At 66.5% G+C, this 18,613-nt stretch carries 16 protein-coding genes; 11 read left to right on the plus strand and 5 right to left on the minus strand.

The window, feature by feature from the left end; translation table 11 throughout:
• Positions 1–22 precede the first annotated feature (22 nt).
• The 6 genes from LI337_RS15680 to LI337_RS15705 all read left to right on the plus strand — a co-directional run bounded on the left by LI337_RS15680 (position 23) and on the right by LI337_RS15705 (position 5,710).
• Positions 23–1,450: an APC family permease gene (locus LI337_RS15680; protein ID WP_227230824.1), complete on the plus strand. Its 1,428-nt coding sequence runs from the start codon at positions 23–25 to the stop codon at positions 1,448–1,450.
• A 1-nt stretch (position 1,451) separates the two neighbouring features.
• Positions 1,452–2,210: a universal stress protein gene (locus tag LI337_RS15685; RefSeq protein ID WP_227230825.1), complete on the plus strand. Its 759-nt coding sequence runs from the start codon at positions 1,452–1,454 to the stop codon at positions 2,208–2,210.
• A 171-nt stretch (positions 2,211–2,381) separates the two neighbouring features.
• Positions 2,382–3,800 (plus strand): DUF6498-containing protein, encoded by a 1,419-nt coding sequence (locus tag LI337_RS15690; RefSeq protein WP_227230826.1) that lies wholly within the window; start codon positions 2,382–2,384, stop codon positions 3,798–3,800.
• Between the two features lie 108 nt (positions 3,801–3,908).
• Positions 3,909–4,952 (plus strand): siroheme decarboxylase subunit beta, encoded by a 1,044-nt coding sequence (ahbB, locus tag LI337_RS15695; RefSeq protein ID WP_227230827.1) that lies wholly within the window; start codon positions 3,909–3,911, stop codon positions 4,950–4,952.
• Positions 4,953–5,030: 78 nt separating this feature from the next.
• Positions 5,031–5,327, plus strand: a complete 297-nt coding sequence (locus LI337_RS15700; RefSeq protein ID WP_227230828.1) for an antitoxin VapB family protein — start codon at positions 5,031–5,033, stop codon at positions 5,325–5,327.
• Positions 5,324–5,710, plus strand: a complete 387-nt coding sequence (locus tag LI337_RS15705) for a PIN domain-containing protein (protein WP_227230829.1) — start codon at positions 5,324–5,326, stop codon at positions 5,708–5,710. Before LI337_RS15700 ends, LI337_RS15705 begins: the two co-directional genes overlap by 4 nt.
• Before the next feature lie 289 nt (positions 5,711–5,999).
• Here the strand turns inward: LI337_RS15705 and LI337_RS20315 are convergent, their stop codons facing one another.
• Entirely contained in the window at positions 6,000–6,257 is a 258-nt protein-coding gene (locus LI337_RS20315) for a type II toxin-antitoxin system HicB family antitoxin (protein WP_425600778.1), read from the minus strand.
• Between LI337_RS20315 and LI337_RS15710 the strand changes: the two genes are divergently transcribed.
• The 4 genes from LI337_RS15710 (at position 6,244) to LI337_RS15725 (ending at position 11,869) form a co-directional block, all read left to right on the plus strand.
• Positions 6,244–6,531 (plus strand): hypothetical protein, encoded by a 288-nt coding sequence (locus LI337_RS15710; RefSeq protein ID WP_227230830.1) that lies wholly within the window; start codon positions 6,244–6,246, stop codon positions 6,529–6,531. The two genes, LI337_RS20315 and LI337_RS15710, sit on opposite strands and share 14 nt — an antisense overlap.
• A gap of 427 nt (positions 6,532–6,958) precedes the next feature.
• Entirely contained in the window at positions 6,959–7,837 is an 879-nt protein-coding gene (locus LI337_RS15715; RefSeq protein ID WP_227230831.1) for a DUF7351 domain-containing protein, read from the plus strand.
• Positions 7,838–8,009: 172 nt separating this feature from the next.
• Positions 8,010–11,207 (plus strand): hybrid sensor histidine kinase/response regulator, encoded by a 3,198-nt coding sequence (locus tag LI337_RS15720; protein ID WP_227230832.1) that lies wholly within the window; start codon positions 8,010–8,012, stop codon positions 11,205–11,207.
• A gap of 47 nt (positions 11,208–11,254) precedes the next feature.
• Positions 11,255–11,869 carry a hypothetical protein gene (locus LI337_RS15725; protein WP_227230833.1) on the plus strand — a complete coding sequence of 205 codons (615 nt, stop codon included), beginning with the start codon at positions 11,255–11,257 and terminating at the stop codon, positions 11,867–11,869.
• On the opposite strand, the gene LI337_RS15730 is transcribed toward LI337_RS15725, so the two are convergent.
• The 4 genes from LI337_RS15730 to aglF form a co-directional block, all read right to left on the minus strand.
• Positions 11,852–13,105 (minus strand): RNA-guided endonuclease InsQ/TnpB family protein, encoded by a 1,254-nt coding sequence (locus LI337_RS15730; protein WP_227230834.1) that lies wholly within the window; start codon positions 13,103–13,105, stop codon positions 11,852–11,854. The genes LI337_RS15725 and LI337_RS15730 overlap by 18 nt on opposite strands.
• Positions 13,106–13,342: 237 nt before the next feature.
• Positions 13,343–14,182 carry a DUF7847 domain-containing protein gene (locus LI337_RS15735; protein WP_227230835.1) on the minus strand — a complete coding sequence of 280 codons (840 nt, stop codon included), beginning with the start codon at positions 14,180–14,182 and terminating at the stop codon, positions 13,343–13,345.
• A gap of 68 nt (positions 14,183–14,250) precedes the next feature.
• Positions 14,251–15,237 (minus strand): NAD-dependent epimerase/dehydratase family protein, encoded by a 987-nt coding sequence (locus LI337_RS15740; RefSeq protein WP_227230836.1) that lies wholly within the window; start codon positions 15,235–15,237, stop codon positions 14,251–14,253.
• A 40-nt stretch (positions 15,238–15,277) separates the two neighbouring features.
• The gene (aglF, locus tag LI337_RS15745; protein ID WP_227230837.1) at positions 15,278–16,051 is read right to left on the minus strand and encodes a UTP--glucose-1-phosphate uridylyltransferase AglF; all 774 of its coding nucleotides are present in this window, start codon (positions 16,049–16,051) and stop codon (positions 15,278–15,280) included.
• 128 nt (positions 16,052–16,179) lie between these two features.
• On the opposite strand from aglF, the gene LI337_RS15750 reads away from it, so the two are divergent.
• Positions 16,180–18,612 carry an STT3 domain-containing protein gene (locus LI337_RS15750; RefSeq protein ID WP_227230838.1) on the plus strand — a complete coding sequence of 811 codons (2,433 nt, stop codon included), beginning with the start codon at positions 16,180–16,182 and terminating at the stop codon, positions 18,610–18,612.
• Position 18,613: the final 1 nt, after the last annotated feature.

Consider the following 18,613-nt stretch of genomic DNA (forward strand, 5'->3'; position numbering starts at 1 on the left):
CGTCTTCGAGAACGCTTTCGCCATGGTCGGGCCGGACCTCGACACCGAGGCGGCAGGCGAGAACGTCGCGGGCGAGCGCCCCGCACCGGAGCCCACGGGCGTCACCGACGAGACGACGGTCCACGGCGACGCCGAACTCGAACGGACGATCGGTCTCGTCGGCGGACTCGCCATCGGCATCGGGACGATGATCGGCGCGGGCATCTTCGTGTTTCCGGGACTGGCAGCCGAGAACGCCGGTCTCGCGGCGACACTCTCCTTTGCCATCGGCGGCGGCATCGCGCTTCTGGTGGCGTTGCCGACCTCCGAACTGGCGACCGCGATGCCCCGGAGCGGGGGCGGCTACTACTTCATCTCCCGTGGGATGGGGACGGCCTACGGGGCCGTCGTGGGACTCGGTCTGTGGCTCGGCCTCGTCTTCGCCTCGGCGTTCTACCTCGTCGGGCTCGGCCACTACGTGGCTGCGGTGTTCGCCGAACTCGGGATCGGCCTCGGCGTTGACCCCGTCGTCGCGGTCGGTCTCCTCTTCGGCGTCGCGTTGACGGCACTGAGCATCGGGGGGACCGAGAACACCGCCGCCCTCCAGAACGGCGTCGTCGCCGTCCTGCTCGTCGTGTTGACGCTCTTTCTCTCCTACGGTATCCTCGACGCACTCGGCGTCTTCGGGCGCACGACTGCCCCCGAGACGTTCTTCTCGCAGGGCGCGTTCCCCGTGTTCACCACGGCGGCGCTGGTGTTCACATCCTATCTCGGCTTCGCGCAGGTGGCGACCGTCGCCGGCGAGATCAAACAGCCGGGTCGGAACCTCCCGCTGGCGATGGTCGGGTCGGTGCTCGTCGTCACGGTGTTCTACGTGGCGACGATCTTCGTCGCGACGAGCGCGTTCGGCGCGGCACGGCTGGGGACGTTCGGCGAGACGGCGATGGTCGAGGTGGCACGGGAGTTCCTCGGCCTGCCGGGCGCGGTCGCCATCCTCTTCGCCGGCCTGCTGGCGACGTTCTCCAGTGCGAACGCGTCGATCCTCAGCGCCTCCCGTGCGGTGTACGCGCTGAGCCGGGACGCCCTGCTCCCCCGGCGAGCGAGCGAGGTGAACCTCCGGTACGGCACGCCCCACGTCGCGCTGCTCGCGGCCGGTGGGCCGATCCTCGTGTTGGTCTCGACCGGCCGGGTCGAACTGCTCGCGGAGGTCGCCTCCTTTCTCCACCTGGTGATGTACGGGCTGATCTGCGTGGCGATGCTCGGACTGCGCCGCCGCTCGCCCGCGTGGTACGACCCGAGTTTCCGGGTGCCCGGCCACCCCGTCGTCCCGGTGCTCGGGGCGCTCGCCAGTTTCGCGCTCGTCGCGTTCATGAACCTCGCCTCGATCGGCGTCGGCGTCGCGGTGATGGTCGCGTCGTACGCCTGGTACCGCTATTACGCTGGCGACGTGAGCCTGAAGGGGGATATCTGAGATGACAGCCAGACCGTCCGTCCTCGTCCCGGTTCGGGTCCTGCAGGGTGAGTCGATCCCGGAGGGCGTCCCGCAACTGCTGGCGAACGCCAACGTGGTTCTCCTGGGCTACCACGTCGTGCCCGAACAGACCGCGCCGGGACAGGCCCGACTCCAGTTCGAGGAGCGGGCGCGCGCCCGACTCGACGAACTCGAGGCGATCTTCACGGAGGCGGGCGCGACCGTCGAACGTCGCCTCGTGTTCACCCGCGACGGCCAGACGACGATCGACCGACTCGTGTACGAACACGACTGTCTGGCTGTCCTCGTCCCGAACGCGACCGGCCCGCCCGAGGACGTCCTCGTCGCGCTCCGGGGGACGGTGGGTGCCGACCGCACCGCCCGTCTCGTCGCCGGCCTCTTCGCCGACACGGAGACCGACGTGACGCTGTACCACGTCGCCGGCGGCGACGAGTCCGACGACGACGTGACCCTCCTCTTGGACAGCGTCGGCGACCGCCTCGTCGAACTCGGGATGGCCGCGTCCGCGATCACTACCGAAGTGGGTCGCGAGCAGACGGCACTCGACGCCATCGTCGAGGCCGCCGAGTCGTACGACGCCGTCGTCATGGGCGAGACGGACCCGTCGCTGACGACGCTCCTCTTCGGGATGCCGACCGAGCAGGTCGCCGAGCGGTTCCTCGGCCCGGTGCTGGTGGTCCAGCGCGAGCGACCGCCGGAGGCGGACGGGGACGACGACGCCCAGGACGACCTCGCGTAGGTCACGGGACCGGTCGGTCGCGAGGGCGTCCCGGTCGTCAGGATGCGCCGCGCTCGCCTTCTCCCGGTGCGATGAGACCTCCTCCACCAGACAGACGCGCGAGACCTGTTCTACCAGACGTATCTGTCACGTTCCACCAGACGTATCTGTCACTGACGGTGAGTTCGACCGATGGCTCCCACCCGAGACGGCGACGCCCAGCAGACTGGGATCGGGTTTCTCCCCGTCCTCGTCGCCAACGTGCTCCCCCTCGCGGGGGTGATCTGGTTCGGCTGGGACCCCGAGACGCTCGTCGCCGTCTACGCGCTCGAACTCCTGGTGGCGTTACCGCTCGCGGGGGTGAAGGCGCTGTTCGCCGGGACACCGCCCGCCGCCGACCGTGAGAACGGCGTCTTCGACGTCGCCGGGAGCGACCTCACGGCGAAACGAGGCAGTGTCACCGTCCACGAGCGATTACCGCCGATCTCTCCCCGGAACGTCCCGTTCGCCGTCGCGGTCGTCAGCGGGGGCGTGTGGGTCGGCTTCTTCGTCCTCGCCCCGGTCTCGGCGGTCGTAGCAGTCCGCGAGGTACTCGGCCGGCCGGCGGTACTGCTCGGTGTCGTCACGCTGGTCGCCGGGCAGGTCGTCGAGACGGCCACCACCTACTTCGGGCGCGGCCGGTACGCGACGGTCTCCCCGTACGCGGTCGTCGAGCGTCCGGCCCGCACGGGCCTTCTCCTCTCTGTCTTCCTGTTCGTCGTCACGCTGGGGGGAGCGACGCCGGTCCTCGTCGTGTTCGTGATCGCGAAGGTGCTCTTCGAGTGGTCCGGGGCCCGTGCAGAACGCGGCGTCGGCGGCCGACTCACCGGGTGGCTCTCCGGTCCCGACAGCGACACCACGGCCGACCCGGTCGACGTGCCCCCTGGGGACCCGTCGGCCACCGTCGACGTCGATCAGCGGTCGGTCGTCGCGGCCGCAGTCTGGCGTGTCGTCTCCGAGACGGGGCCGTTCTCCGTCGTGTTGGCGACGTTCGTCTGGCTCGGCGTCCCCGCGTTTCTCGGCGGGGGTGAGCCCACACCGACACTCTGGTTCGCGAGCGGTCTCGCCGGTCTCGCCCTCCTGGGACTCATGCTCGCCGGCGACGTCCTCGAGGTCGTTCTCGCGGACGGGTGGGAGACGTACGCTCGCGTGGGCGACCGACTCGTCGCGTACGATCGCCTGACCGGCGAGCCACAGTGGACGACGCCGCTCGGCGAACTTCGCGACGTCACCGTCGTGGAGACGCGACCCGCCGACCGGTACTTCGGGACGCGGACGTTCACCGCGACGACTGGCTGGGGCGAGGACGCGACCGAGCGGACACTCGGTCCGGTCGGTGATCCGGAGACCTTCGTCGAGGCGTTCGATCTCCCCGTCCACTCGACCGACCTCTCGCCGCTCGACCGTCGGTTCGTCGGGGCTGCAGTCGGATCGCTCGTCCTCCTCGTCGCCGGTGCCGTCGTCGTGGTCGCCACACCGATCGGTCCGTCCGTCTCGTGGGTGGTTCTCCCGATGACGCTGCCGCTTCTCGGCGTCGTCCCGGTGGGGCTCTGGAAACTGGCACACCCCTGACCGACCGCGCGCCGGACGCCGGACCCTTCCCGTACCGTCCGCGACCGACGTGGCCACCGGAGCCGACGACCCGAAACTGGTACCTTCGCCCGGTCCTACGACCCGACAATGAGTTCGCTGGCCGAGGACTGGCGGAGTCGGATCGACGCGGTCGACGCCCGACTGATCGACGAGTACCAGTCCGACTTCCCGGTCGCGGAACGACCCTTCCGACAGGTGGCCGACGACCTCGGCATCACCGAGGAGGAGACGTTCGAGCGCGTCCGCCGTCTGCGAGAAGAGTTGAAGGTGTTCCGGCGGTTCGGTGCCGTCCTCAACCCGCCGGTCATCGGCTCCTCGACGCTCGCGGCCGTGAGCGCACCCGAGGAGCGGTTCGACGAGGTGGCCGGGATCATCAACGGCTACCGACAGGTGAACCACAACTACCGCCGGGACCACGAGTGGAACATGTGGTTCGTCGTCACCGCTGGTTCGCGCGAGACGCGCGACGAGATTCTCGCCGAAATCGAGGACCGCACCGGGTGTGCCGTGCTGAACCTCCCGATGCTGACGGACTACTACATCGACCTCGAGTTCCCGGTCGTCAACGGCGACCGGTTCGCCCGCGAGAGTCTGACCGAGACCGACGTGGACGCGACCCGCATCTCCGAGGACGCACGCGGCGACCTGACGCGACTCGAAGCGGATCTCCTCCTCGAAATCCAGTCCGGCTTCCCGCTCTCACAGACGCCGTACCGCGACATCGCGGCCGCAATCGACGCCGACGTGGCCGACGTGCTCTCGGCCGTCGAGCGCCTGCTGGCAGACGGCTGTATCAAGCGCATCGGCTGTATCGTCAACCATGTCGTCACCGGCTTCGACAACAACTGTATGGTCGTCTGGAACGTCCCGGACGACGAACTGGACGACCGGGGGCTGGAAGTCGGCAGTCTCCCGTACGTCACGCTCTGTTACCACCGACCACGGCGACCCGACCAGGACTGGGAGTACAACATGTTCACGATGATCCACGGCCGGGAAGCCGAGGCGGTGGACGCGAAGATCGACGAACTGGCCACCGAGTATCTGCCCTTCGAGCACGAACGCCTCTACTCGACCGCGACGCTGAAACAGACCGGCGCGCAGTACGACGACCTGCTGGCCGAGGAGTGACCGACGGCTCTCGACGAGCGCGTCGGCGCTGTCGAACTCCTCTGTCGCTGCTAGCGGTCTGCGGCCGTGTTGGATACGGTGCGCGAGTCGGCCGCGCTGAGGTGGGCAAGACTGATACTATCTGTATACGTCTGTATACACATGGGGACGAAATCGGTCCGACTCGACGACGACGTCTACGAGCGGGTGATCGCGCACAAGCGAGCGGATGAAACGATCTCGGAGGCGATCGACCGACTCATCGGCAGCCCGTCGCTGCACGAACTCGGAGGGATTCTCGACGGCGACCACGTCGACGAGATGCGGAAGACGATCGAAGACGCCGACGAGGAGGACGCAGCGGAGGTCGAGGAGGTTGCCGAGCGGTTCAGATGATTCTCGACACGGCGTTTATCCTCGACCTCATCGACGACCTACCGGAAGCACACGAGAAGCTTGACGAGTTAGAGAGTAACGGGGCCGTTCTGAAACTCCCGACGATGGTCCTACTGGAGTTGTATATCGGCATCGAGGCCCACACTGGCCCGGAAGAGGAGAAGGAGATCCGTCGGATTCTGCGTGGTGTCCCCCGCGTCGACATGGATTCTCGAATCGCCGAGCGAACCGGTCGCATGATCGGAGCACTGGACCCGTCGACGTACAAACGAAAGAAGGGAGACGCAGTCGTCGCGGCGACGGCCGCCGTCGAGGGCGAACCCGTCGTCACTCGGAACGTGGACGACTTCGAACGGTACGACGTCGAAGTCGAGGACTACTGAACTGCCGTCCGAGAGAAGCACACCTATCGAAACCCACAGCAGTACCCACACGACAACGTTCATCGGAATGTAGAGCCACGGATTCGTTAACCGACCCTGTATACCTTCAGCCATTTTCTCGCTGTTTTTCCGCTTGTCACGTCGTTCTTCTGAACGTGATAGTTACCCGAACTAATTCCGTGACCGACACACTCTCTGGTCGGTCAGGACCCTTCTGACAGTATCTGCGTGCGTCGTACGAACTCGGGAGGAGTCCCGGAGAGATATGATACGGTTCGGGCGGTGACCCCTAGCAGTGCTCGTCGATCGTATCGACAGACTCGCCCGTTCCGTGGTGGGCATCGAGTGCGTCGGCGAGCAGCCACAGTGTCTCTGCACGGTCGTCGCCGACGGAGGCGACACCCGTCTCGACGTCCGTGGCCGTGACTCGTCCAGCACCCTCGTAGACGGACTCGCCGCCGCTATCGCCCTCGTCGCGAGTCGCACGACATCTCTGCCAATTTATATGGATCACGACAGAACCCGTGGGTAGGATGATCGTGGACACCCCGGCGACGTACTACGTCGTCTGTGCCGCGTCGGTCGTCGCACTCGGCGTCGCCTGCTACCGCGCCGTGACGCGGGACACCGGGCGCTCGCGGGTCGCTCTCGACCTGTTCGCCGGACTGGTCGGGGTGGCCTACGGACTCTCGTCGCTGGCCCGCCTCGACGCACTGCCCGTTCGCGGGCCGACGTACGACACGCTCTCGCTCGTCCTGTGGCTCCTGCTCGCCGGACTGCTCGCCCTCGTCGTCGGGCGTCGACTCGACGCCGACTCCTGACGGAGCGAATCGAAATCGACATCTCGAGGCTGACCGCTCGCGTGAGCAGACGATCGACACAGCGCCGACACGAAGCGACGGTCCGGTCTCGCACGCCCGACGACCGAGTCGACCGGGCGAGACGCGGGACACACCCGAGTGGCGATCCGGCCCCGGTTCGTGGCGTACCTGTCGCGAAACGGGTGATTCTTCGAGGAGACGACGGCGTCGGAACGACGGACGAGCGAAAGCCGCGACGGAAACGAGTGGGGAGGGCCGAAGCGGTTGCATCTGTACGGAACGGTCGGACACGGTAAAACGTTTCCAGCAGGCCGCTACAGTAACATATCAGACACTTGTGCGGGGTGGCCCGGGCGTCGTTCCCGCCGCGTCGAACCTGTCGCCCGAAGCGATACTACTTCGTCGGTCGGTTCCGTACGAGGGAGCGATGGACTCGGAGGTCACGGCCGCGTTCGAACTGCTGGGCAACGAGACCCGCCTGCGAACCGTCGAGGCGCTCGGGGAACTCTCCGCACCGGGGGAGTTCTCGACGGTCTCGTTCGGTGACCTCCGGGCGGCGGTCGGCGTCCGCGACAGCGGGAACTTCAACTACCACCTCCAGCAACTCGTCCCGCAGTTCGTGACCGCGAGCGACGACGGCTACCACCTCTCGTTGCCGGGTATCTTCGTCTACCGGACGCTGAAGTCCGGGCTCTACGAGGAGCGCGACCCCGACGTGGTACAGGAGACGGACGACCCCTGCGAGGAGTGTGGCACGCCGCGTGAGGTCTGGATCGAGTCGGGTCGGGCGACACGCGGCTGTCTGGACTGTGGCGTGATCGACAACCAGTACCCCCTCCCGGCCGGCGCACTCGCCCGCCTCCCGGACGTCGACCTGGAGCGACTGCTGTTCGAACGCCTCGCCTTCGACAAACTCAGCTTCCTGCGGGGGTTCTGTCCGTACTGCTCGGGGTCGGTCTACACCGAACTCTCGACCGCCCGCGAGCGACTCGCCGACCCCGACGTGCCGTACACGCAGGCGGTCGCCACCGTCTCCTGTGAGTGGTGTCACTGGTATCTCCACGCGAACGTCGTCGGCCTGCTCATCGGACATCCGGCACTCCTGCCCTTCTACTACCGGCACGACTTCGATCCGTTTTTCGACAGCCTGACCGAGACGTTCGAGGTGAGCGTCGACGTCGAGTCGACCGAGCCGTGGCGACTGGTGACGACGCTCGTCGCGCCCGACGACGAGACGCTCCGGATCGTCCTCGACGGGTCGCTGGACGTGATCGACCGCGACCTGACACGGGCGACCGGGCCGTGACTCGACACCCGCTGTCGACTCGTTGGCGACCCGACACTCCGGGGCAGGGGTCGGCGTCCGGAGACGGGGAGTAGACCCCGAACGCGGGCGTCCACGCCGCCGACGCCAGGACTCGACCGTCGGCGTTCCGGCACGTTTCCGCAGAGCGCCCGCTGTCTTTATCTAGCTGTAGATGTTCTCGTACGCCATCATGTCCGCTGGCGAACCGCTCGGAGAGGTACGCGTTCTGGTCGTGGACGACGACGAGTCGATGGCCTCGTTGACCGCCGCGTTCCTGGGCCGCCAGCGCGACTCCTTCGACGTCCTGACCGCATCGTCCGGCGACGACGCACTCGAGACGCTCGACAGGGAGTCCGTCGACTGTGTCGTCTCCGACTACGAGATGCCGGCGATGGACGGCATCGAACTGCTCCGGGCGGTCCGCGACCGACGGCCCAGCCTCCCGTTCGTGCTGTTCACCGGCAGGGGGAGCGAGGAGATCGCGAGTGAAGCCATCTCTGCTGGCGTGACCGACTACCTCCAGAAGGGCAGCGGCGAGGACCGGTACGCGTTGCTGGCGAACCGACTCGAGAACGCCGTCCGGCAGCGCCGCGCCGAACAGATCGCCACGGAGACACAGCGTCGCCTCGAGGAGGTGACAGAGCACACCAACGACGTCCTCTACATGTTCGACGGCGAGTTCTCGGAACTGCTCTTCGTCAACGCCGCCTACGAGTCGGTGTACGGGCAGTCGGTCGACCGCGTCGAGGCCGACCCACAGGCGTTCATGGAGTGTATCCACCCCGACGACAGAGAGCACGTCTCGTCGGGGATGGCGCGACTCGTCGACGGCGAGTCGGTGTCGATGGAGTACCGCGTGAACGCCGCCGAAGACTACGGTCGCTGGGTCGCGGTCGAGGCCAGGCCCGTGATCGAGGACGGCGAGGTGACGCGCATCGTCGGGTCGGCCCGCGACGTCACCGATCAGCGGGAACGTCGCAGCGAGATCGAACGGAGTCGGGAACGCTTCCGGGCGCTGTTCGAGGAGTCGCCGGACGGCATCGTCGTCGCGGACGACACCGGCCGGATCGTGCAGGTGAACCAGACGTTCGTCGACGGCTGTGGCTACGACCGGGAGACGGTCCGCTCGATGACGATGGACGACCTCGACGCCGACGGGGAGTCCTCGATCGCCGAGCGGTGGGCGACGGACCTCGACGCCGACGCGACGGTCTCTTTCGAGTCCAGATACCGGCACGCGGACGGGACCACCGTCCCCGTCGAGGTGTGGGTGACGCCGCTGTCGACCGGCGACGACCAGCAGTACCTCGCGACGATCAGGGACGTGAGCGACTGGCAGTCCCGCGAGTCGCGACTCGACGCGCTCTACCGGACGACACAGGAGTTGCTCACCGCGACCGACCGGACCGCAGTCGCCGAGATCGTCGTCCGCGCGGCGACGGACGTTCTCGGGTTGGACGTCAACTCGGTGTACGCGCCGACCGACGCGGGCGACAGACTGGTCCCGCTGGCGACGAGCGAGACGGCTGACGCGCTGTTCGACGACCAGCCCGTGTTCGAACCGGGCGAGTCGATCGCGTGGTCGGTGTACGAGAGCGGCGAGGACCGCATCTACGAGGACGTCAGTACCGACCCCGACCGCCACAACGAGGAGACCGACATCCGCGCCGAGATGCTCCTGCCACTCGGTGACCACGGCGTGTTCGTCGCCGGATCGACGAAGCCGGCGGCCTTCGACGAGGGGACGGTTCGGCTCGCCCGCCTGCTGGCGAACACCGTCGAGACCGTCCTCGACCGGACCGAGAGCTACGCCGAGGTGACGACGCGCAACCGCAAGATCCAGCGACTCCACGAGTCGACCGACGAGATCGTCCGCGCGGACTCGGTCGAGGCGGTCGCCGAGGTCGCCATCGAGACCGCAGAGACGGTGCTCGACGTGCCGTTCAACGGGATCCACCTCGTCGACGAGGCGGGCGAGACGCTCGAACCGGTCGCCGTGAGTCAGGCGGTCGTCGACCACCTCGGCGAAGCGCCGACGTACTCGCGTAACGACCCGGCGCGGTCGGCAGACCGGTTCAACTGGGGGGTCTTCGAGTCCGGCGAACCGGCCGTCATCGACGACACCGAGGCGGTCGCGGGCCTCGACGCCAGCGAGACGCCCTCCCGGAGCGGCATCGTCTACCCCCTCGGCGATCACGGCATCTTCGTCTCGACGGCCGCGACGCCGGGCGCACTCACCGAGACCGACGCGGCGCTCGTCGAACTGTTCGCCGCCGTCGTCACCGCAGTACTCGACCAGTTGGAGAGTCGGGCCGACCTCAGGGCCGAGCGGACCCTGCTCTCGAACATCTTCGAGCAGATCCCCGTCCACCTGTTCGTGAAGGACACCGAGGCGCGTCACCTGCGGGTGAGCACGCACCTGTTCGAGGACGCGGACGTCGACACCGACGCCCTCGCCGTCGACGACTTCTCCCCGGAGGCCGTCGAGGGGAAGACCGACGTCGAACTGTACCGGGACACCGAACGCTACCGCGAGTCGTACGCGGCCGACCTGCGCGTGATCGAGACGGGCGAGCCACTGCTCGACGTCGAGGAGTACGACTCGATCGTCGACGAGTGGTTCCTGACCTCGAAGGTGCCGTGGTACGACGAGGACGGCACCTGCAAGGGGATCATGGGCGTCGCGACGGAGATCACGACCCAGAAGGAGTACGAGCGCCGACTCGAACGGCAGAACGACCGCCTCGAGAGTTTCGCGTCGATGGTGAGCCACGACCTCCGGAACCCGCTCAACGTCGTGCAGGGGCGACTCCAGTTGGCGCTCGAGGACGGCGACACGGCACACCTCGACCCGGCGATGCGGGCGGCCACCCGGATGGGCGAGTTGATCGACGACCTGCTCCGTCTCGCCAGACAGGGACAGGACCTCGACACGCTCGAACCGGTCGCCCTCGATGTGGTGAGCCACGAGTGCTGGTCGGTCGTGGATACCTCCGCGGCCAGCCTCACCGTCGAGACCGACGCGACGGTCCGGGCCGACCGGAGCCGACTGGCACAGGTGTTCGAGAACCTGTTCCGCAACGCGGTCGAACACGCCGGTCCCGACGTGTCCGTGACGGTCGGGACGACGCCGCACGGCTTCTACGTGGCCGACGACGGCCCCGGAATGTCGACCGACGACGGCGGGACGGCGACCGGCATCGAGTACCCCGACCGGGCAGAGGGGACCGGACTGGGCCTGACCATCGTCGAGGAGGTCGCGGCCGCACACGGCTGGGAGGTCGAGATGCGCGACAGCGAGGCGGGTGGGCTGTGCGTCGCGTTCGACGGCGTCACGTTCGTCGGCGAGTCGCCGCCGGACTCGTCGTGAGGGTAGTCGCCCCGCACATTCAACCCGTTCCGGGCCCACCGACTGGTATGGAACGGCGGGAACTCCTCGCGCTGGCGGGACTCACGGGACTGAGTGGCTGTCTCGGCTACGACGTGGTCGAGTCCGAACAGACCACCCAGCGGAAGGTCCGGATCGCGGAACTGGAGGCGAAACTCGACCGCAGAGACGAACAGATCGTGTCGATGGACGACCGCATCGCCGACCTCGAAGCCGAGATCAGACGCCTCCGCCGCCAACAGCGCGGTCCGCGCATCAACCGCGTGAGCCTCGTCGACGGGTGGGAGCAGTTGGGCGACGTGGTCCACCGGAGCGTCGACGAACTGCCTGCGGGCGAGGACGCCGAACTCGCCGTCAACTACTTCTACCCGGTCCACCGGCGCGGTGGGTCCGGACGCGCCGAGGTCGCGGAGACGATCGAACTGACGAACCTCGACGGCGAGACGGTCGCCCGGGAACGACGGCTCATCGAACTGTTTCTGGATCCGGACCAGCGACTCGCGGAGTCGGTCCTCGAACTCGACACCTCGAGCCTTCCGCCGGGCCAGTACAGCGCAGTCGCACAGATCAGAGATCTGGTGACCGGCATCTCGGCCGAACCGGAAGGGACGGTCGTGACGGTGTCGTCATCGACCCACGACTGAAGTCGTGGGCTTGTCCGTGGACTCCCGGTCTGACGACGAATCGTCGTAGGCGGTGTAATCGCCGTTCCCGTTCAGCATCCCAGACTTGAGGGCGAGATGACCGTCGCCCAACCCAGAGGGGCGTTTGCCCTCTGGTAAAGTTAGCAGTTTCAGGCCAATGTTCTTCGCCGCGTTGTAGTCACCATCAACCGAGTACCCACAGTCGGTGCACTCGAACCAGCCGTCTGAGCTACGATTCGTGCTGGACTGATGGTCGCACTTCGAGCAGGTCTGACTGGTAAACGCAGGCGGAATCTGCTCGACGCGAATCCCGTACTCACTGGCCTTGTACGCGAGCATCTCTTGGAGTTCGTGGAACGCCCAGTTGTGCATCTGACGCTTCACTTGGTCGTTCCGACTGTCCATCCGCTCGCGGATGTGGGTTAGCCGCTCGACAGCGATGTACGAACAGTCGTTGGCGCCTGCCTCTTCCACGATGCGTCGAGAAATAGTGTGCAGGCGGTTCAGCACGAAGCGGTTTTCTCGCCCCGACAGTCGCCGGAGTACCTGCTTCGCGGAGCGAGTGCCTTTGTGCTGAAGGCTTCGACGCACCCGGAAGTAGTGGTTCTGCCCCCACAACAGTTCGCCACCATCGTAGAACGACCCCGTACTTGTCACGGCGACGTTTTTCAGGTTCAAGTCCACACCCAGTACCTTGTCACCGTCGCGTTCTTCGACTTCTTTCTTGATGACGATGTGAAGGTAGAACGCTTCCTCGTCCTCGCGGTAGTGGAGCGTTCCCATCCGTTTCTCGTAGTCGTCATCATCGAGGTAGGACTTCTGGTAGTCTCCGAGAACGTAGTCTACGGCGACCCGCCCGTTGATGGTCGAAAGAGTGGCCAACCTGTCCTTGATGGTCAACGTCCGTTTGTCGTAGACAGCGGACAGTTCGTTGAATTGAGGGAGTGGTCGGCTGGTACCTTTCTTCCAGTCGGCAACGGTAGATTTCATCGCTTCGACGGCTTTCGAGTACGCCCGGACGCAGAGGTTTGCGGGGAGGTCTGTCTCGTCTCGCAAGTCGTGGTACACTTCGTCGTGTATGGTGGACTTGTTGAGGATGAGGTAGCCGTCGTCGTTTCTGCCGTGCTGGACGGTGTAGTTGCAGGCGTGGTTGAACTGCTTGATAGTCTGATGGAGGTCGTCTTCTCGATCGTCAGGAACCGAGAGTTTGACCGGGATGGTTCGTTTAACCTCCATCTGTAACTTCACACACGGAGCGGTATTTTATGAACTCTGCGACTGGCGTGGGGGAGTCGGACTTCTATCGCTCGTGTTTAGTTGAGGGGATTGTCGGATTTCTCCCACGGCTACAGCCGTGGGCTTCCTCCTTGCATCTATGTGAACTGACGAGTCGCGACGGTGTCGTGACCCGACTTGACTGACAGTCCCGTACCGCCACGGTGTGGTCTCGACGCAGAGAGCCGTATCGCCGGCTCAGAGACCGCCGCTCTGCGCGCCGCTGATGTCGCGGTAGAACGACACCGAGTACAGCGAGTAGACCGCACCCGACAGCGTGTTCAAGAGGACGATGGCGACGACGAGCCCCGCGATCAGCGGGAGCGACGAGGCGTCGATACCGACCGACGACATCGCGTCACCGGTGAGGAGCACCGACCCGACGCCCGTGACCGCCCCGATGGTCCCGCTGATCAGGAACGCGAGGAGCGAGTAGCCGAGCGTCGAGACGAAGTTGTTCCGGACGAGCCCGACGCTCCGTTTGAAGCTGTCGACCGCGCCGTAGTCCTCGATTACGATGGCCTGCCCGTAGAACTGGACGAACAGGAACACGACCAGGAAGACGAGGCCGACCAGTGCGAACAGGCCTGCGAAGGCGAGGCCGACGGCACCGACCGCCGAACTCCCACCCGCGCCGCTCCCGCCGAGACCGGCCGCTACGGCACCGAACCCGGCCCCGAAGACGAACAGCAGGACGAGCGTGGCGATGCCGGCGACGATACTCACGGCCAGCAACAGGAGGTACGCGCCGAGCATCGAGACGTAGTGTTCGCGGCCTTCCGCGAGGAACGTCCGCACGTCGGCCCGGCCGTCGAGTGCGCCGTCTGCGAGCCCGAGGAGGCCGCCCTGCGTGAACGGGACCAACACCAGCACGAGGAGGTTGATCCCGAGCGAGGCGACCGCCGCGAGCAGCGGGGGGAGGAGTTGTGAGAGCAGTACTGGAACCTGGAGCAGTGCGAGCAGCGCCGCGACCACGAGGACGACCGGTTCGCGGATCGCGGTGCGGAGGGCTCGTTGGAGGGCATTCAGGGGGCGCATGCGATTCCTGTTCGTTCCGGTCAGAAAATAAGCATTCTGATCGAGACGGACGCGTCCTCGTCTCTCGATCAGGAGGACAGGACGAGCGGTTCGTACCAGTCGCGGTTCTCGTCGTACCAGTCGACGAACGCGTCCACTCCCTCACGGATCGTGTACTCGGGTTCGTAGTCGAGCAACGCCTCGGCTTTGCTGGTGTCGGCGTGGGTGTGTTCGGCGTCGGCGTCCTTCGGATCGTCGTACACGAGTTCGAGGTCGGGGGCGATCCGGTCGCGGACGTGTTCGGCGAGCGTGGTGATCGAGATGTTGTCGGTCGAGCCGATGTTTACCGCTTCGCCGTCGGCGGCGTCCTCGCTCAGCAGTCGGACGTTCGCGTCGATCACGTCATCGATGTAGGTGAAGTCGCGGGTCTGTGTTCCGTCGCCGTAGATGACCGGCGGGTCGCCGTTGACACAGCGCGAGACGAAGTTCGAGATGGCCATGTTCGGGCGCATCCGTGGCCCGTAGACCGTGAAGTACCGGAGCGCGACGACCGGCAGGTCGTACACTTCGCTGTACGAACAGGCGTAGCGTTCGGCGGCGAGTTTCGAGGCACCGTACGGTGAGACGGGTTCCGTCGGGTGTTCCTCGTCGTACGGGAGGTAGTTCAGCGTCCCGTACACCGACGACGAGGAGGCCATGACGAAGCGCTCGATGCCCTCGTCCCGACAGGCGTCGAGGACGTTGAGCGTCCCGTCGACGTTCACCTCGTCGTACTCGCGGGGGTTCTGGACGCTCGGGCGGACGCCGGCCTGTCCCGCCTGGTGGTAGACGTAGTCGGCGTCGGTGACGAGGTCGGCGACGAGGTCCGCGTCCCGCACGTCGCCGCCGACGAACTCGTAGCTACCGTCGCCGGCGTCTGCGACCGCACGGCACTGCTCGACGGTGTGGCGTTTGATCTCCGGGCTGTAGAAGTCGTTCAGGTTGTCTAGGACGACGACATCGTGGCCGTCGGCGGTGAACCGTTCCGCGAGGTGGCCGCCGACGAATCCAGCGCCGCCAGTGACGAGTATGCGCATCAGTGAGTTGGTGTCGTGTGGTGCCCGACGGGGCGTCGGGTCATTCGGTGTTCATCGGTTCGACTGGACCGTCGGCGGTGTCCGCATCCGTGGGTGACACCGTCGACGGATCGAGTCGCTGTTCCGCTCGCTCTCTGTCCTCGGGGTACCCCACGTCGATCCGCCAGCCGTCCATCCGAACCGCGTCGATAGTGTGGCCCGAGTACAACAGGAGATCGACCGCGTCGGAGAGTTCGTACTCGCCTCTGTCGGACGGACTCACCATGTGACAGGCGTGGAAGATCGCCGGCGAGAACGTGTAGAACCCGGTCATCACGAGGTTCGACGGCGGGTCGTCGGGTTTCTCGACAACATTCGTGATCTCCCCGTCGCCATTGGTGACACAGACTCCGTACCGCCCGGCCTCCTCCATCGGGACTCCCTCCACGAGGAACGCGGCATCGGCACGCTCGCTCTGTTGTCTGCTCACCACGTCACCGAGGTTCGCGTCGAAGACGTTGTCGCCGAGCATCAACATGAACTCCTCGTCGATGTGCTCCTCGACGGTGAGCAGTGCGTGAGCCAGTCCCTGTTGTTCCCGCTGGTGCGTGTACGTGATCGGCACGCCCTGGAACTCGTCTTCGAAGTGTTCGATAATCGCCTGTTTCTTGTACCCCACGACGACGAGCAGTTCGTCGGCCCCCAATCCGACGAGTTGCTCGAAACAGTGGGTGAGAATCGGTTTTCCGGCGACCTCCACCATCCCCTTGGGCTTCTCCGCCGTCAACGGCCGGAGGCGGGTGCCCTCCCCCGCAGCAAGTACCACTGCCTTCATAGACTCTTGTTAGCTGAACACTCGTTAAAACCCTTCTCACTTGTCGGTAATGCGACTGTCACCTGACGTGCAACGGACACGCAAACCACACGGCTAATAGCCTCGGGTTCGGAACGTCCCACCGACAGATGGACGAGCAGGTGTGGACCGCGACGCGACGGTTCCTCGACGACCGTCCCGACCTCGAATCGGCCCTCGCTGCGGTCGTCGACAGCGACGCCGAGGGACCGTGGACGTTCGACGACGTACCGCTCGACTCAGGGACGTTCGGCGAGATCGTCGGGACCGAGTTCGTCACCGAGACCGACGACGGCTACCGACTTGTCGACCGCGAGGCGACCGACGCCGCGCTCCGACGACCGGACGACCCACCCGGTGACGCCGGCGGTAGTCTCACTCTCGATGCGCTCGTCCCCTCGGTCGACTCCAGTCGGGCACTTCTCCTCGCCAGCGGCCTCCTGTTCGTTCTCCTCGTCCGTGTCGGACTCCCCTACTCCTCGGTGTTCCGCGAGACCGGGGTCGTCCTCTCGGGCAACGACCCGTACATGTACCACCACATCGTCGAGTACCTGCTCACTGAAGGGCCGCCAGCGTTCGATCTCGGCGGGCTCTCACAGCTCGACGTCGACTTCCTCGCCTCGGAGGTCCGGACTCACGACACGCTGTTCGTCGTCACGCTGTGGTGGCTCACCGCCGCGTTGGGTGGCGAGAGCGCCGTCGGGCTGGTCGTCGCGTGGTACCCGGTCGTCGTCGCGCTGCTAACGGCGGTGATCGCCTACTCCGCGACCGTCCGACTCACCGACGACGTACGCTGTGGCCTCGCGGCCGTCGCCCTGCTCGCGGTGATCCCGGCACACGCCTACCGGACCGCGCTCGGCTTCGGCGACCACCACGCCTTCGACTTCCTCTGGCTCGGCGTGACACTGCTCGCCCTGCTCGCGGTCGTGTCGGCGCGCGTCGATCCGGGAGAACGGTTGGCTGGCCTCTCGCCGACCGCGTGGCTCGCAGTCGTCGGTGGTGGGCTCGCGGTCACGGCACAGACGGCCGCGTGGCGCGGCGGCCCCCTCCTGACGCTCCCCATCGCTGGCTACGTCATCGCCCGGACCTACCTCTCGGTGCGGGACGACACCGCACCGGCGCGCGATCTCGCGCCACTCGTCGGGCTACTCGTGGTCGCCAGTGTGACGACCTACGCACTCCACGCCGGGTTCGGCTGGCTGGAGTCGTACCGGGCGCTCGCGCCGACACTCCTTCTGCTCGGCACGCTCGGCGTGATCGTGCTGACGACGGTCGTCCGCCGACTCGAGCTGCCCGCGTGGTCGACGCTGGCCGGCGAGGCGATCCTCGCGGTTCTCGGCTTCGTCGCGCTCCCGGCGCTGGTCCCGTCGATCGCGGGCGCACTCGACGACTTCGTGGCGTACCTCGGCACCTACGGCGGGAGCGGGATCGCGGAGACGTACTCGCTGTTCAGCGGTGAACTCGGGACCGTGGTCGGGCCGATCTTCCTGTTCGGCTTCGCGCTGTTTCTCGCGCTCCCGTACCTCGCGTGGGCGACGAAACACGCAGTCGACGAGACCGACGAGGCGTGGCTGGTGTTCGTGGCGTACACGTGGTGGTTGCTGCTCTTGGCCGTCGTCCAGAACCGGTTCAGCGGGGAACTGTCGCTGTTCGTCGCGGTCCTCGCCGGGGTCGGCTTCGTCCACGTCGCCGCGTGGATCGAGATCGCCCGACCGGTCGCCCCCTTCGAAACGTCGGCCGGGACACTGGCGTCGACCGACGGCGGGCCGGGAGGCACCCGACGACGGGACGGTGTCTCATCCTCCGAACCCCCGGCCGTCGGCGTCGATCTCGACCGTCGCAACGTGCTCCTCTCCGGCGTCCTGTTCACGCTCGTTGGCGGTCTCGGCGCGATCCAGTCGGGCATCAAGATCGGGCAGACGACGCTCGCCGACGGTCGCTACCGGATGGGTGTCTGGCTCGGTGAGTACGCCGACCAGCGAGGACTGTCCTACCCGGAGAGCTACGTGCTCAGCAACTGGGGCCGGAATCGCGCCGACAACTACCTCGTCTCGGGCTACTCGGAGTCGTACGGCTACGCGCTGAACAACTACGAGGCGTTCGTCACGGCGACCGACGCCGATGGCTGGTACGAGCAGTTCGCCGCAGATGACGTGGGCTTCGTCCTCACGCGTGAGGGCATCTCGCTGTCCGAGGAGACGCTCTACCGACGTCTCCACGAGCAGTTCGGCAGTCGAACAGCGAGCGCCCCGGCACTCTCACACTACCGAGCACTGTATGCCGACGGTGGCTACCGTGCCTTCGAGGTCGTGTCCGGTGCAACGATCACCGGGAGTGTCGAAGCCGGGAGCGAGGTCGTCGCCGAGACGACCGTGACGCTCGCGCCGACCGACCGCGAGGTGACCTACGAGACCGCGACCACCGCCGACGGGGGGACGTTCTCGCTCACGGTGCCCTATCCCGGCGAGTACACCGTCGCCGGTGAGACCGTGACGGTCCCGGAGTCGGCCGTCTTTGACGGTGAGACGGTCGAACTGGGTTGAC

The organism is Salinirubrum litoreum (assembly GCF_020567425.1).
GTDB lineage: Archaea > Halobacteriota > Halobacteria > Halobacteriales > Haloferacaceae > Salinirubrum > Salinirubrum litoreum.

Coding starts and splice junctions, on each gene's coding strand:
- LI337_RS15735 (WP_227230835.1), bottom strand. CDS start 14,182: ATGCGCCCCCTGAATGCCCTCCAACGAGCCCTCCGCACCGCGATCCGC.
- LI337_RS15690 (WP_227230826.1), top strand. CDS start 2,382: ATGGCTCCCACCCGAGACGGCGACGCCCAGCAGACTGGGATCGGGTTT.
- LI337_RS15705 (WP_227230829.1), top strand. CDS start 5,324: ATGATTCTCGACACGGCGTTTATCCTCGACCTCATCGACGACCTACCG.
- LI337_RS15720 (WP_227230832.1), top strand. CDS start 8,010: ATGTTCTCGTACGCCATCATGTCCGCTGGCGAACCGCTCGGAGAGGTA.
- LI337_RS15715 (WP_227230831.1), top strand. CDS start 6,959: ATGGACTCGGAGGTCACGGCCGCGTTCGAACTGCTGGGCAACGAGACC.
- LI337_RS15680 (WP_227230824.1), top strand. CDS start 23: ATGGTCGGGCCGGACCTCGACACCGAGGCGGCAGGCGAGAACGTCGCG.
- LI337_RS15710 (WP_227230830.1), top strand. CDS start 6,244: ATGATCGTGGACACCCCGGCGACGTACTACGTCGTCTGTGCCGCGTCG.
- LI337_RS15730 (WP_227230834.1), bottom strand. CDS start 13,105: ATGGAGGTTAAACGAACCATCCCGGTCAAACTCTCGGTTCCTGACGAT.
- ahbB (WP_227230827.1), top strand. CDS start 3,909: ATGAGTTCGCTGGCCGAGGACTGGCGGAGTCGGATCGACGCGGTCGAC.
- LI337_RS15740 (WP_227230836.1), bottom strand. CDS start 15,237: ATGCGCATACTCGTCACTGGCGGCGCTGGATTCGTCGGCGGCCACCTC.
- aglF (WP_227230837.1), bottom strand. CDS start 16,051: ATGAAGGCAGTGGTACTTGCTGCGGGGGAGGGCACCCGCCTCCGGCCG.
- LI337_RS15750 (WP_227230838.1), top strand. CDS start 16,180: ATGGACGAGCAGGTGTGGACCGCGACGCGACGGTTCCTCGACGACCGT.
- LI337_RS15725 (WP_227230833.1), top strand. CDS start 11,255: ATGGAACGGCGGGAACTCCTCGCGCTGGCGGGACTCACGGGACTGAGT.
- LI337_RS15685 (WP_227230825.1), top strand. CDS start 1,452: ATGACAGCCAGACCGTCCGTCCTCGTCCCGGTTCGGGTCCTGCAGGGT.